At 71.7% G+C, this 13,946-nt stretch carries 13 protein-coding genes; all 13 read left to right on the forward strand.

Annotated features, from left to right (window positions below; translation table 11 throughout):
• Positions 1–5 precede the first annotated feature (5 nt).
• Positions 6–965 carry a hypothetical protein gene (locus Q7W82_RS13290; protein WP_242158742.1) on the forward strand — a complete coding sequence of 320 codons (960 nt, stop codon included), beginning with the start codon at positions 6–8 and terminating at the stop codon, positions 963–965.
• Complete coding sequence (locus Q7W82_RS13295; RefSeq protein ID WP_242158744.1) at positions 952–1,887, forward strand: GNAT family N-acetyltransferase; 936 nt, start codon at positions 952–954, stop codon at positions 1,885–1,887. The genes Q7W82_RS13290 and Q7W82_RS13295 overlap by 14 nt, the downstream gene beginning before the upstream one ends.
• Positions 1,884–3,014, forward strand: coding sequence for a DegT/DnrJ/EryC1/StrS family aminotransferase (locus tag Q7W82_RS13300; RefSeq protein WP_242158747.1), 1,131 nt, complete (start codon positions 1,884–1,886; stop codon positions 3,012–3,014). Before Q7W82_RS13295 ends, Q7W82_RS13300 begins: the two co-directional genes overlap by 4 nt.
• A complete protein-coding gene (locus Q7W82_RS13305) occupies positions 3,011–4,264 on the forward strand; it encodes an O-antigen translocase (protein WP_242158749.1) in 1,254 nt (417 codons plus the stop codon). The genes Q7W82_RS13300 and Q7W82_RS13305 overlap by 4 nt, the downstream gene beginning before the upstream one ends.
• Positions 4,264–5,205: a glycosyltransferase gene (locus tag Q7W82_RS13310; protein ID WP_242158759.1), complete on the forward strand. Its 942-nt coding sequence runs from the start codon at positions 4,264–4,266 to the stop codon at positions 5,203–5,205. Before Q7W82_RS13305 ends, Q7W82_RS13310 begins: the two co-directional genes overlap by 1 nt.
• Positions 5,202–6,368 (forward strand): hypothetical protein, encoded by a 1,167-nt coding sequence (locus tag Q7W82_RS13315; RefSeq protein WP_242158761.1) that lies wholly within the window; start codon positions 5,202–5,204, stop codon positions 6,366–6,368. Before Q7W82_RS13310 ends, Q7W82_RS13315 begins: the two co-directional genes overlap by 4 nt.
• 11 nt (positions 6,369–6,379) lie before the next feature.
• On the forward strand, positions 6,380–7,225 hold the full coding sequence (locus Q7W82_RS13320) for a Wzz/FepE/Etk N-terminal domain-containing protein (RefSeq protein WP_242158764.1): 846 nt from the start codon (positions 6,380–6,382) through the stop codon (positions 7,223–7,225).
• A 108-nt stretch (positions 7,226–7,333) separates the two neighbouring features.
• Positions 7,334–8,182: a class I SAM-dependent methyltransferase gene (locus Q7W82_RS13325; RefSeq protein WP_242158766.1), complete on the forward strand. Its 849-nt coding sequence runs from the start codon at positions 7,334–7,336 to the stop codon at positions 8,180–8,182.
• A gap of 2 nt (positions 8,183–8,184) precedes the next feature.
• Entirely contained in the window at positions 8,185–9,417 is a 1,233-nt protein-coding gene (locus tag Q7W82_RS13330) for an amidohydrolase family protein (RefSeq protein WP_242158768.1), read from the forward strand.
• On the forward strand, positions 9,414–10,109 hold the full coding sequence (locus Q7W82_RS13335) for a class I SAM-dependent methyltransferase (RefSeq protein ID WP_242158770.1): 696 nt from the start codon (positions 9,414–9,416) through the stop codon (positions 10,107–10,109). Before Q7W82_RS13330 ends, Q7W82_RS13335 begins: the two co-directional genes overlap by 4 nt.
• Positions 10,110–10,130: 21 nt before the next feature.
• The gene (locus tag Q7W82_RS13340) at positions 10,131–11,642 is read left to right on the forward strand and encodes a radical SAM protein (RefSeq protein WP_242158772.1); all 1,512 of its coding nucleotides are present in this window, start codon (positions 10,131–10,133) and stop codon (positions 11,640–11,642) included.
• A gap of 2 nt (positions 11,643–11,644) precedes the next feature.
• On the forward strand, positions 11,645–12,793 hold the full coding sequence (locus tag Q7W82_RS13345) for a glycosyltransferase family 4 protein (protein ID WP_242158782.1): 1,149 nt from the start codon (positions 11,645–11,647) through the stop codon (positions 12,791–12,793).
• Positions 12,790–13,926, forward strand: coding sequence for a glycosyltransferase family 4 protein (locus tag Q7W82_RS13350; protein WP_242158784.1), 1,137 nt, complete (start codon positions 12,790–12,792; stop codon positions 13,924–13,926). Before Q7W82_RS13345 ends, Q7W82_RS13350 begins: the two co-directional genes overlap by 4 nt.
• Positions 13,927–13,946: the final 20 nt, after the last annotated feature.

Genomic DNA, 13,946 nt, shown 5'->3' on the forward strand with positions numbered 1-13,946 from the left:
GACGCATGTTCGCCTGGCACAAACGCGGCCTGGTGTTCGACACCGCACGCGACGGCGTCGGCGGCTGGATGCGGCATTCGGCGCTGACACCGACGCCGCTGCGGCTGGATGCGCAGCGCCTGCGAATCTACGCCGGCTTCCGCGACGATGCCGGGATCAGCCGCATCGGCTATGTCGACGTGTGCGCCGACGATCCAACCCGGGTGCTCGGCGTCAGCGCCGCACCGGTGCTCGACATCGGCCGCGCCGGCTGTTTCGACGACAACGGCATGATCCTCGGCGATGTGGTGCACGGGCCGGACGGCCTGTCCATGTTCTATGTCGGCTTCCAGCAGGTGGCGCGGGCCAAGTTCCTGGCCTTTACCGGCCTGGCGGTGTCCACCGACGGCGGCGACACCTTCCAGCGTCGCCAGGACACGCCGCTGCTGGACCGCGCGCCCGGCCGCAGCACCATCGCCGCGGTACATTCGGCGCGTTATCGCGATGGCCGTTGGCAGCTGTGGTACGCGGTGGGCGACGACTGGGAATGGATCGGCGGCACGCCGTATCCGCGCTACCACATCCGCTGCGTTGAGACCGACGACCTGCAGGCGATTCCACGGCAGGACACGGTCTGCCTGCAGCCGCAGGGCCAGGAGTACCGCATCGGCCGCCCGCGGGTGTACCGGCACGATGGCCGCCACCTGATGCTCTTCACCCACGGCAGCCACGCCGGCGCCTATCTGCCGGGCATGGCGGTCAGCGACGACGGCTGCCACTGGCAGCGCTGCGACGCCGCACTGGGCCTGCCACTCTCGGCCGAGGGTTGGGACGCGCGCACGCTGTGCTACCCGGCGCTGATCCGCCATGGCGGGCGCCTGCTGCTGTTCTACAACGGCAACGACATGGGCCGCGATGGCTTCGGCGTGGCCGAAGCGGTGCTGCCCGCCGGCATGGTCTGGGAGGACGCCGATGCTGTCGGTTAGGCCCTACACCGCGGCCGATGCGCCGACGTGGGATGCCGTGGTGGAGGCCTCGCGCAACGGCAATCTGCTGCACCGGCGCGGCTACATGGAGTATCACGCGCCGCGCTTCGTCGACGCCTCCTTGCTGGTCGAGGACGCCGGCACGCCGGTCGCGGTGTTCCCGGCCAACCGCGAGGGCGACGCGGTGACCAGCCACGCCGGCCTCAGCTATGCCGGCTTGGTCTCGACCCACGTGCTGCGCGCGACGGCGACGCTGGAGGCGTTCGAGCGCATCGCGGCGCATTATCGCGGCGCCGGCGTGCGCACGCTGCTGTACAAGGCGGTGCCGCATCTGTTCCACCGCAGTCCGGCGGAAGAAGACCTGTACGCGCTGCACCGGCTGGGTGCGCGCCTGCACCGCCGCGACCTGTCCTCGGCGGTGCCGCTGCGCGCGCCGCCACGCTTCGCCGCCGCGCGCAAGCGGTCGGTGGCCAAGGCGCGCCGCGCCGGGCTGTGCGTGCAGCGCGTGGACGACCCGGCGCCGCTGCACGCGCTGCTGCGCGAGGTCCTGCAACGCCACGACGCGCGTCCGACCCACAGCCTGGAGGAACTGCGCCTGCTGTGCGCGCGCTTCCCGGCGCAGATCGTGCCCTACGAAGTCCGCGACGGCGCGGAGCTGCTGGCCGGCACGCTGGTGTACGACTTCGGCAACGTCGTCCACACCCAGTACCTGGCCTGTTCGGAACAGGGCCGCCGTGCCGATGCGCTGAGCCTGCTGCTGGCCGAGCTGATCGAGCAGGTCTACGCGCAGCGCGAGTTCCTCAGCCTGGGCATTTCCACCGAGCAGCAGGGCCAGGTGCTCAATGCCGGCCTGGTCGAGCAGAAGGAGCGCTTCGGCGCGCGCGCCGTGGTCCACGATTTCTACCGTTGGGAGTTGCAATGAGCCTGCCGTCGGCCAGCGTGCCGTTCCTCGACCTGCGCGCCAGCAATGCGCGCTACGCCGACGAGCTGAAGGCCGCGGCGGCGCGGGTGATCGATTCCGGCTGGTACGTGCTGGGCGAGGAACTGGACGCCTTCGAGCGCGAGTTCGCCGCCTACTGCGGCACCACCCACGCCATCGGCGTCGGCAACGGCATGGACGCGCTGACCCTGATCCTGCGCGGCTACCGTGCGCTTGGCCGGTTGCACGAGGGCGACGAGGTGCTGGTGCCGGGCAATACCTTCATCGCCAGCTTCCTGGCGATCAGCGAGAGCCGGCTGCGGCCGGTGCCGCTGGAACCGGAGGCGGCCAGCTTCAATCTGGATCCGGCGCAGGTGGAGCGGGCGATCGGCCCGCGCACCAGGGCGATCCTGGCGGTGCACCTGTACGGGCAGCTGGCCAACATGGCCGCGCTGCGCGCTATCGCCGAGCAGCATGGCCTGCTGCTGCTCGAGGACGCGGCGCAGGCGCATGGTGCGCGCCGCGATGGCCGCCATGCCGGCAGCTTCGGCGATGCCGCCGGCTTCAGCTTCTTTCCCGGCAAGAACCTGGGCGCGCTCGGCGACGGCGGTGCAGTGACCACCGACGACGACGCGCTCGCGGCGCAGATCCGGGTGCTGCGCAACTATGGATCGGACATCAAGTACCGGCATCTGCTGCAGGGCGTGAACTCGCGCCTGGACGAGCTGCAGGCGGCGTTGTTGCGGGTCAAGCTGCGGCATCTGGATGCCGACATCGCCGCGCGCCGTGCGATCGCCCAGCGCTACCTCGACGGCATCGCGCATCCGCAGATCGCGTTGCCGCAGGTGGCCGACCCGCCCGCGCATGCCTGGCACCTGTTCGTGGTGCGCTGTGCGCAGCGCGATGCGCTGCAGCAGCATTTGCAGGCTCACGGCGTGCAGTGCCTGGTGCATTACCCGACACCGCCGCACCGGCAGTCGGCCTATCCGGAACTGGCCGCGCTGCAGCTGCCGCTGTGCGAGCAGTTGGCGGCCGAAGTGCTCAGCCTGCCGATCGGTCCCACCCTGGACGATGCGGCGGTGGCGCAGGTGATCGACGCCTGCCAGCGTTTCGGCGGCGTGGCGGCATGAACGTGCTGCGCAGCGGCGCGTACAGCGGCATGGCCACCGCGGCCAAGCTCCTGGCCGCCTTGCTGGTGCTCAAGCTGGTGGCGGTGTACGCCGGCCCGGCCGGGGTCGCCCGGCTCGGCCAGTTCACCAGCCTGATGTCGTTGCTGGCGGTCGTGGCCGGCGGCGGCATCGGCGCCGGCGTGGTCAAGTACGTGGCCGAGTACCGCGACGATGCGCCGGTGCTGGCCCGGCTGCTCGGCAGCGCGCTGGGCTATGCCTGCGTGGCCGCCTGCGCGATGGGCGTGGCCGCACTGCTGTGCAGCCGCCTGATCGCCGAGCGCCTGCTCGGCGACGCGCAGTACCAGCCGCTGATCTGCGTGCTGGCGGTGGCGCAGCTCGGCATTGCGCTGGCCAACTACATCCTGGCGGTGGTCAACGGCTTCATGGACGTGCGCCGGCTGGCCTTCATCCAGGTCGCGGGCGCGCTGCTGAGCGTGCTGCTGGTGGCCGCGCTGGCGTACGGCATGGGCCTGTACGGGGCGTTGCTCGGCCTGGTGCTGGGGCAGGTGGCCTGGCTGTGCACCGGGTTGCCCGCACTGCGGCGCAGCCCGTACTTCCGCCGCGAGATGCTGCGCATCCGCTTCGACCCGGCCATGGTGCGGCGGCTGGCCGCTTTCTCGACGATGACCCTGGCCTCGGCACTGCTGCCGCTGCTGGTCAACATCGGCGTGCGTGACCACCTGGCCGGCCAGTTCGGCTGGCAGCAGGTCGGCTATTGGCAGGCGGTGAGCCGCGTCTCCGATGCCTATCTGTTGTTTTTCACCACCGCCATCAACGTCTACTACCTGCCCAAGCTGGCGGCGCTGCAGACACGTGGCGCCCTGCTGCAAGAACTGCGCGGCGCCTACCGCTACGTGCTGCCGGCGGTGATCGTGGCTGCGGCGGCGGTGTACCTGTGCCGTGCCTGGATCACCCAGCTGCTGTTCTCGGCGGATTTCGCCGCCGCGCTGCCGCTGTACGCGCCGCAACTGCTCGGCGACGTGCTCAAGATCGCCTCCTTCGTGCTGTCCTACCTGATGCTGGCCAAGGCGATGACCCGGCTGTTCGTGCTCTCCGAATGCCTGTTCGCGGCCAGTTACCTGGGCCTGGTGGTGCTGTTCACCGCGCACATGGGCCTGATCGGCGCGGCCTACGCGTTCGCCTGCAACTACGCGCTGTACCTGGCGTTCAACGTGCTGGTGGTGCGCCGCTACCTGCGAGGACTGGGCTGATGGACCCACCGCACACGCCGCCGGCGCTCCCGCTGGTGTCGATCCTGATCCCGGCCTACAACCATGCGCCGTTCGTACAGCGCTGCCTGGACAGCGTGCTGGAGGATCCATACCCGAACAAGGAGTTGGTGATTGTCGACGACGGCTCCCGCGACGGCACCGCCGACCGCATCGCCGCGTGGATCGCGCAGCATGGCGACGCGCTGCACGTGCGCTTCTGGCCGCGCGAGAACCTCGGCATCGCCGCCACCCTCAACCACCTGGTGGCGATGGCCCGCGGTGAGTTCCTGCGCCTGGGCGCCAGCGACGACTATCTGCTGCCGGGCGGATTGGGTGTGCAGGTGGCGTACCTGGGCGCGCATCCGCACAAGGCCGCGGTGATCGGCGATGCCATCGTGGTCGACGCGCAGGATCGCACCGTGCACCAGAGCAGCATGCGCGACCTGCATGGCGTGGACAAACGCCTGTACCTGAGCGAGGCCGGCATCCGCCGCGCGGTGATCCGCCACTGGGCGGTGAGCGGGGCCGTGGCGCTGGTCCGGCGCAGCGCGCTGCAGCCGGGCGCGGCCTGGGACGAAGGCCTGCGCATCGAGGACTGGGATTTCTTCCTGCGCCTGGTCGCGCGCGACGCCTTGGGCTTCCTGGACGTGGCGGTGTGCGCCTACCGCGTGCACGACCACAACGCCAGCCGCACCCGGCACCTGCCCAGCCGCCTGGCCAACCTGGCCGAGTCGCGGCAGGTCGCGCTGCGCCGCGCGCGCTTGTTCGATCCGGCCTGCCGCACATTGCTGCACGCGCAGGCGCACTACATCGCCGCCAAGATCGCGTTCCTGCGGCGCAGCCCGCTGGCGCTGGGCGGGCACTTGCTGGCGCATGCGTGGCTGTCGCTGTTGGCGCGGCTGCGCCAGGGCGGCCAGCCGGCGCTGGCCGAACGCGCATGAAGCGGCTGCTGCGCCTGCCGTCGGCCTATTTCGGCCTGCCGCTGCTGCTGAGTTGCGCGCTGACCCTGCTCACCTTCGACCTGCCGCCGGGCTATCTCGCCGGCATCGCGCTGCTGGCCGCCCTGGCGCTGGCGACGCTGGGCCTGGATGCAGTGTTCGGCATCCGCCTGCCGCCGCTGGCGAAGTTCCGGGCGCGCGATTACGCCGGCACCCGCGAGGCCTTCGTCGCGCTCGGCCTGGCTGCCGCAGTCGGGCTGTTCTGCCTGATGGACCTGTTGCTGTTCCCGATCCCGTTGCTGCACGACCCCTCGGCGTACGCCGACCTGAGCCCGCTGCAGGCCCACGTGCGGCATGTGTCGAACATGTGCTGGATCCTGCCGCCGATCGGCATGCTGTGCGTGCGCGCGCGCAGCGTGCGCAACGCGCTGCTGCTGGCCGGCTTCGCCTTCCCGGTGCTGGTGATCGACCGCAACCGGCTGTTCGCGGCGGTGTTCAGTGTCGGCCTGTTGCTGTTGCTGCGCCGCGACCCGACGCGGCCGCTGCCGTGGAAGCGGGTGCTGGCGCTGCTGTGTGCCGGCGCTGCGGCGTTCTCGCTGCTGGGCACGCTGCGCTCCGGCTCGCTGGATTCGGTGGCGCTGCCGTTCGGTGCGCTGTACCGGTCCGCGCCGCAGGGCATCAAGTGGTTGCTGCTGTACATCGGCGCCGGCCCGTACAACTTCGGCGCGCTGCTCGGCAAGGGCTACGCCAACGCCAGTTTCCTGGTCAATCAGCTGGTGCCGCTGAGCGGTTCCATCGCCACCGCCGGCACCGGCATCCCGCTGGATGCGCCGAACATCAATGTCGGCACCGAGTTCCTGCCGTTCCTGCTGGCCGGCGGTCCGGGCGCCGCGCTGGCGGCGATGCTGGCGCTGTACGCGGCGCTGCTGTGGAGCGTGCGCCTGCTCGGCCGCGGCTTGGCGCTGTTCAACCTGCTGGTGTTCCTGCGCATCGCCTACGCCTGCGTGATGTCGCCGTTCGCGCCGCAGGCCTTCACCTGGACCAATGCCGGCTTCGTCGCGCTGTGCCTGCTGCTGCATGCCTGCAGCGCCTTGCTGCCGAACCGCCGCTGCGCGGTACCGGCCGCGGGCCTGCCTTCCGTTTCCCCGAGATCCCCGCTGCCATGACCGATACCGCCATGCCCCAAGACGAAATCTACCTGATCGACCTGTGGCGGATCCTGCGACGGGAATGGCGCTGGTGCCTGCTGCCGTTGCTGCTGGCGTTGGCGCTGGCGGCGCTGTTCCTGCACGGCGCGACCCGCCAGTGGCAGGCCACCGCCTGGGTGCAGGTCGGCGAGTTCGGCCCGACCCCGTCCGGGCGCGACCCCAAGCTGGAGCCGTTCCAGCGGGTGATCGACCGGATCAAGACGCGGCTGTTCCAGGAACAGGTGCTGCACAGCGCCGGCGTCGCGCCGGACAGCCGCCAGGCCGCGCTGTACCGCGACAGCCTCAAGCTGGACCCGGACCCGTACGCCAACCTGATCCAGTTGACCCTGCGCGCCGAATCGCCGCAGCAGGCGCGGCAACTCGCCGCGGCCACCATCGCACAGCTGCAGGCGTTGCACCGGCGCATCCAGGCCGGGCCGCTGCAGCAGGCCACTGCGCGGTTGCAGGAACTGGCCGCGGACATCGCCGCCACCCAGGCCGAGCGCGACCGCCTGTTGCAGCAGCAACGCGACGGCCGCGGCAGCGTCGAGCAGCAATTGCTCGGCAACATGCTGCTGTCGGAGAAGACCACCACGCTGCGCGGCCTCAAGGCCGAGCGCGAGGATCTGCTCGGCCGGCTCGGCGCCCGCTACACCTACGACACCTCGGCGCCCTGGCAGACCTACGTGCCGCCGCGCGCGGCGTTCCCAAACCCGGTGCTGGTGCTGGCGGCGGCCCTGTTGGCCGGTCTCGGCGGCGGTGTGCTGGCTGCGGTGGCGCGCAACGCACTGCGCCGGCGCCAGGCGCGGCCGGTACGGGCGCGCGCCATCGCCTGACGGCAACCCGCCGATTCAACCAAACGGCGCGATCGACGCACCTACCTGCACTACCACGCGATGGGTTCGCGCGGAGTCCGACAAGGGCAGGGCAGTGGAGAGGTGCAGGTGACAGCGAACGGCAAGGCGGGCGCGACGGCGCACACGACCACTCTGGACCCGGTGCGGTTGCTGGACACGCAGCGCGCCTTCGACAGCGTGGCTGCCGACTACGATGGCCCGCGCGGCAACAACGCGCTGATCCAGCGCATGCGCAAGACCCTGTGGGACACGGTGGGCACGCAGTTGCCGGTCGGCTCGCGGCTGGTCGACCTGGGTTGCGGCACCGGTCTGGACGCGCATGCCTTCGCCCAGCGCGGCTACCGCGTGCTGGCCACCGACTGGTCGCCGCAGATGGTGGAACGCACCCGTGGCCGCGCCCAGGATCCGAGCCTGCATGGGCGGCTCAGCGTGGCCCATGTCGGCATCCAGCAGCTGGATCTGCTCGACGGCGAGTTCGACGGCATGTACTCCAACTTCGGCCCGCTCAACTGCGCGCCGGATCTGCCCGAGGTCGCCGGCCACTGCGCTCGGCTGCTGCGCCGCGACGGCCGCCTGGTGTTTTCGGTGATCGGCCGGCTGTGTCCGTGGGAGCTGGGCCACTATCTGCTGCGCGGGCGGCTGCGCCGTGCCGCCGTCCGCGCCGCGCGTGGCGCCACCGCGGTGGGCATGAACGGGCACACGATCTGGACCTGGTACTACCTGCCACGCGAGTTCTACCGCGCGTTCGCACCGCATTTCGCGCTGGAGTCGTACCGCGCGCTCAGCCTGTGCCTGCCGCCGCCGTACCTGGTCGACCACTACCAGCGTCACCCGCGCCTGGGCGAGGCGCTGGGCCGCCTGGACGACCGCATCGGCGGCTGGCCATTGCTGCGCGATATGGGCGATCACTTCCTGATCGTGATGCGTAAACGCTGAGCATGGCCGTGCCTGCCGCCCCCGTCGACGTCTGCCTGGACGGTGTGCGCGTCGCGCATGCCGCCGGCGCGGTGCACGCGCCGCTGGCGCTGCGCGACGGCCGCATCGCCGCGGCGGCCACGCCGACCGCGCTGCGCATCGCCTTGCCTGGGCACGTGGTGCTGCCCGGCCTGATCAACGCGCACGACCATCTGCACGTCAATGCGGTGCCGCCGCTGCCTCAGACCGCGCCATTCGCCAACAGCTACGCCTGGATCGACGCCTTCGCCGCGCATTTCCGCACCCCGGCGGTCGCCGCCGCACTGGCGCTGCCCAAGCCGCTGCGGCTGCGTCACGGGGGGCTGAAGAACCTGCTGGGCGGGGTGACCTGCGTCGCCCACCACGATCCCTGGCATGCGGCGCTGGACGCGGCCGACTTCCCGGTGGCGCTGCTGCGCGAGTTCGGCTGGAGTTATACCTTGCAGGGCCCCGATTACGGCCCGCCGCTGGCGCAGAGTTTCGCCGCGGCGTCCGAATGCGGCTGGCCGTGGATGATCCACCTGGCCGAAGGCACCGACGCGGTGGCCGCCGGCGAACTTGCCGAGCTGGAGCGGCGCGGCTACCTGGCCGGCAACACGGTGCTGATCCACGGCGTCGGCCTGAGCGCGGACGACGTCACGCGCGTGCTCGCCCGCGGCGCAGCCGTGGTGTGGTGCCCGAGCAGCAACCTGACCCTGCTCGGACGTACCCTGGACCCGCAGCGCCTGAACGCCGCCAGGCGCCTGGCACTGGGCAGCGATGCGCGCGTCAGCGGTGGCCGCGACCTGCTCGACGACCTGCGCCTGGCCGCCGCCCACGGCCTGGGCGCCACCCAGGCCCTGCGCCTGGCCACCACCGCGGCGGCCGACATCCTGCGCTTGCCGGATCGCGGCCATCTGGGGCCTGGCGCGCATGCCGATCTGTTGATCGTCGCTGATCGTGGCGGCGCGCCAGCCAAGAGCCTGGTCGGGCTGCCGCGCAGCGCACTGCGTGCGGTGGTGCGCGACGGGCGGCCGCGGATCGCCGATCCCGATTTCGCCGCGTGGTTCGACGCCGCCGGCGTGGACACCGTGCGGGTGACGCTGGACGGGCTCCCCAAGCTGCTGGCCGCGGAGCTCGCCGACCCGGCGCTGCTGGCGCTGGAGCCGGGCCTGGAACTTCAAGCTGCGCCGCCGCGTTCACGCATGGCGGACCTGCTGCAGGCGCGCCAGGCATGAGCGCGGTCCCGACCCTCGATCCGCTGGCCGCCTACGCCCTGTGGGCGGACAGCTACCCGGCGCAGGCGCACAACCCAGTGATGCAGGCCGAACAGCGCGCCATGCTGGCCTTGCTGCCGCCGTCGGTGCGCGGGCAGCACGTGCTCGATGCCGGCTGCGGCAGCGGCCGCTATCTGCTGCATGCGCTGCAGCGGGGCGCCGACCACGTCACCGGCGTGGACCTGTCGCCGCAGATGCTGGCGCGCGCCGCGCAGGAGCTGGCCGACGTCGATGGCGGCCGCTGCAGCTTGCGCGAGGGCAGCCTGGAGGCCTTGCCGCTGGCCGACGCCAGCGTCGACCTGAGTCTCTGCGCGCTGGCGCTCGGACACCTGCCGCAGCTGCCGCCGGCCCTGGCGGAACTGCGCCGCGTCACCCGGCCCGGTGGCTGGGTGCTGTGCAGCGACGTGCACCCGATCGGCCCGGCGCTGGGATGGCGCCGCGACTTCAAGGCCGGCGGCCAGCGCTACGCCGTGCGCCATACCCAGCATCTGTACAGCCACTGGCATGCCGCCTGCGCCGCGCTCGGGCTGGCCATCGACGCCGTCAGCGAACCGATGCTCGACCCGGCGGACATTCCCGCCGGCGCCCATTTCGATCCCGCTGCATTGCAGGTGCCGGTGGCCCTGGTGCTGCGCCTGCGGCGCCTGCCGTGACCCCTCCTGCGTTCGCCCGCCATGTCCTCCACACCCAACACGCTGCTGGTCAATCCCACCATCACCAAGCCGTCCAGCGCCCGCTTCCCGCTGTCGCTGCTGAACCTGGCGGCGGCGCTGGATCACCACGGCGACAGCCGCATCATCGACGGCAACGTCGAGCGCGATTTCATCGACCGCAGCCTGCAGGCGCTGCAGGAGCAGCACTATGACGCTGTCGGCATCAGCGTGATGGGCGGGCCGCAGCTGGCGCCGTCGATCGCATTGTCGCAGGCCATCCGCGCACGCTTCCCGGCGCTGCCGATCGTCTGGGGCGGCTACTTCCCCACGCTGTACCCGGACACCGCGCTGGCCGCGCCGTACGTGGATTACGCGATCCGCGCGCAGGGCGAGGCCACCTTGCCGGAACTGCTGGCCGCCTTGCGCGGCGAGGGACCCACGCTGGCGCAGGTCGATGGGCTGTCCTGGAAGCAGGACGGCGCCGTGGTGCACAACCGCAACCGCGCCTTCCAGCGCGGCGACGCGCTGCCGTCGCTGCCGTACGAGAAGCTCGGCGAGCCGCGCCGCTATCTCGGCCGCACCTTCCTCGGCCGCCGCACCGCCTCGCACCAGGCCGCGCTGGGCTGTCGCTTCCGCTGCACCTTCTGCGGGGTGGCGGCGATGTTCGGCGGCGCCACCGCCTTGCCGACCGCGGCACGCCTGGAACGCGAGCTTGGGTATCTGAAGTACGGCCTGGGCGCCGATTCGATCCAGTTCTTCGACCACAACTTCTTCGACCGCGAAGCCGACATGATCCCGCTGCTGGAGGTGATGGCGAAGCTGGAACTGCCGTGGTGGTGCTATGCCCGCGCGGACGCGCTGCTCAACCTGTCCGAGAGCACCTGGAAGCTGGTGCGCAAGAGCCGCCTGCGCATGGCCTACATCGGCGCCGAGTCGCCGAGCGGGGCGATGCTCAAGGAGATCCGCAAGGGCACGCGGCCGGACCAGACCCTGGCAGTGGCCGAGCTGTGCCGGCGCAACGGGGTGATCCCCGAACTGTCGTTCATGGTCGCGCCACCACAGGACAGCGAGCGCGAGACCGAACAGACCTTCGAGTTCATCCGCGAGCTGAAGCGGATCAACCCGCAGTCGGAAATCATCGTCTACGTGTACACCCCGCTGCCCGAGAGCAGCCGCCACGAGAAGGACCGCGGCCGCCGCGCGGGCATGCCCTTGCTCGATCGCGACGGCGTACCGGTGCAGTTCCCGCGTACGCCGGAGGAATGGGCGCAGCCGCAGTGGGTGGACTACGCCTGCCACGCCGATGCGCCCTGGCTCACCGATGCGCTGCGCCAGCGCATCCGCGATTTCGTCACCGTGCTCGGCTGCCGCTATCCCACCGCGCAGGATCAGCGCTCGCCGGGCTGGGCCAAGCGCGGGCTCAGCGCGCTGGCCGCCTGGCGCTACCGCTACCGGCGCTACGACCGGCCGTGGGAGCTGAACCTGGCCAACCGGCTGGTGCGCCTGCACCGGCCGCAGGTGTCCGGAATCTGAGCATGGCCGGCACCGTCGCCCGTACCGTGCATGCCGTGCAGCTCAACTTCGTGCCGCTGCCGGACGGGGTGACGCCGGACCAAGCATTCGCACGGTGGCCGTCGTTGGCCGATATCGCCGAGGCGGTGGCCAGCGCCGGCACCCGCGTGTCGGTGATCCAGAGCGCCGCGGTCGATGCGCAGTTGCGGCGCAACGGCGTCGACTATCACTTCCTGCGCCGTGCCGATGCCGGGCGCCGGCGCCACCAGCGGCGCATCGCCGCGTTGCTGGCCGAACTCGACGCCGACGTGGTGCACGTGCACGGCCTGCAGTTCGCGCGCGAGGCGGCGACGCTGGCGCGCTGGCAGCCGTCGCGGCCGATCCTGCTGCAGGACCACGCCAATCGCCCGCCACGCTGGTGGCGGCGACCGCAGTGGCGGCGCTGGTACGCGGCGGCGGCCGGCATCGCCTTCACTTCGCTGGACCTGGCGCGCGGCTTCGTCGGTGCCGGGTTGTTCGCCGGGTCCACGCGCCTGTTCGCCATTCCCGAATCCAGTTGTCGTTTCACTCCCGGCGAGCGCGACCAGGCACGCCGCGACAGCGGACTGCACGGCGCGCCCTGCGTGCTGTGGGTCGGCCATCTGAGCGAGGGCAAGGATCCGCTCACCGTGCTCGAAGGGGTGGCCCGGGCCAGCGAGCAATTGCCCGGACTGCAGCTGTTCTGCGCGTTCGGCACTGCGCCACTGCTGCCGATGGTGCAGCAGCGCATCCGGGCCGATCCGCGCCTGGCCGGCCGCGTGCACCTGCTGGGCAGGGTGGAGCACGCGCAGATCCAGACCATGATGCGTGCGGCCGACCTGTTCGTATCCGCCAGCCTGGCCGAGAGCTGCGGCTACGCCGCGCTTGAAGCCTATGCCTGCGGCGCGGTGCCGGTGCTGACCGACATTCCGGCGTTCCGTGCGCTCAGCGATGGCGGCCGGGTCGGGGCGCTGTGGCCCTGCGGCGACACCGAACGCCTGGCAGCTGCACTACTGCGGTCATCACGCGACGGGCCATCGCGGGCGCTGGTGCGCGCGCATTTCGATGCGCAGTTGTCGTTCGCGGCGGTGGGGCGGCGCTGGGCACGGGCCTATGCGCAGCTGCTCGGCGCCGCGCCGCGGAGCGCGCCATGAAGCTGGCCCTTGTGGTGCCGGGCGGCGTCGACCGCAGCGGCGAGTACCGGGTGATTCCGGCCTTCCTGAGCCTCATCGAGCGCCTGGCGCGCGTGCACGACCTGCACGTGTTCGTGCTGCACCAGGAACCGCTGCCGGCGCAGTGGGAGCTACTGGGCGCGCGCATCCACAACATCGGCGCGGCGCGCACGCGCTGGCGCGCGATCGCGGCGATCCGCGCCGAACACCGCCGCGCGCCGTTCGACGCGGTGCAGTCGCTGTTCTCCGGCCACTGCAGCCTGATCGCGGTGGCGGCGGCGCGCTGGCTGCGGCGCCCGAGCCTGGTGCACATCGCCGGCGGCGAACTGGTCGCACTGCCCGCGATCGGTTACGGCGGCCGGCGCAAATGGCCGGGACGGCTGCGCGAGGCGCTGGTGTTGCGGCTGGCGGACGCGGTCACCGCGGCCAGCGCGCCCATCCTCGACAGCCTGCAGGCGCTGGGCATCGCCGCCGAACGCGTGCCGCTGGGCGTGGACCTGCGCGCCTGGCCGCCACGCGCGCCGCGTCCGCGCGGCGACGGGCCGGCGCGGCTGCTGCACGTGGCAAGCCTCAACCCGGTCAAGGACCAGCCGACCCTGCTGCGCGCCCTCGCTGCGCTGGCCCGCGCCGGAGTCGACTTCCGCATCGATCTGGTCGGCGTGGACACGCTCGACGGTGCGATGCAGCGCCTGGCCGCCACGCTGGGCCTGAGCGAGCGAGTGCGCTTCCTCGGCTTCAAGACCCAGCGCGACCTGCGGCCGCTGGTGGAGGCGGCGGATCTGCTGGTGCTGTCGTCGCAGCACGAAGCCGGGCCGCTGGTGCTGCTGGAAGCGGCGGTGGCCGGGGTGCCGACGGTGGGGACCTCGGTCGGTCATCTGCAGGAGTGGTCGCCATCGGCGGCGCTGGCGGTACCGGTCGGCGACTGGGCCGGGCTGGCCGATGCGCTGCGCCAGGTGCTCAGCGACGACGAACTGCGCCTGCGCCTGGCCTGGGCGGCGCAATGCCGGGCCGTGCGCGAGGATGCCGACTGCAGCGTGCGCGGCTTCACCGCGCTGTACCAGCGTGTGTGCGTACCGCGCAACGCCGATGGCCGACGCGCAGTGCGGAATGGTTGACGCGCAGCGCGGCGTCAGGA

This window comes from Xanthomonas indica, from assembly GCF_040529045.1.
In the GTDB taxonomy this organism is placed as follows: domain Bacteria; phylum Pseudomonadota; class Gammaproteobacteria; order Xanthomonadales; family Xanthomonadaceae; genus Xanthomonas_A; species Xanthomonas_A indica.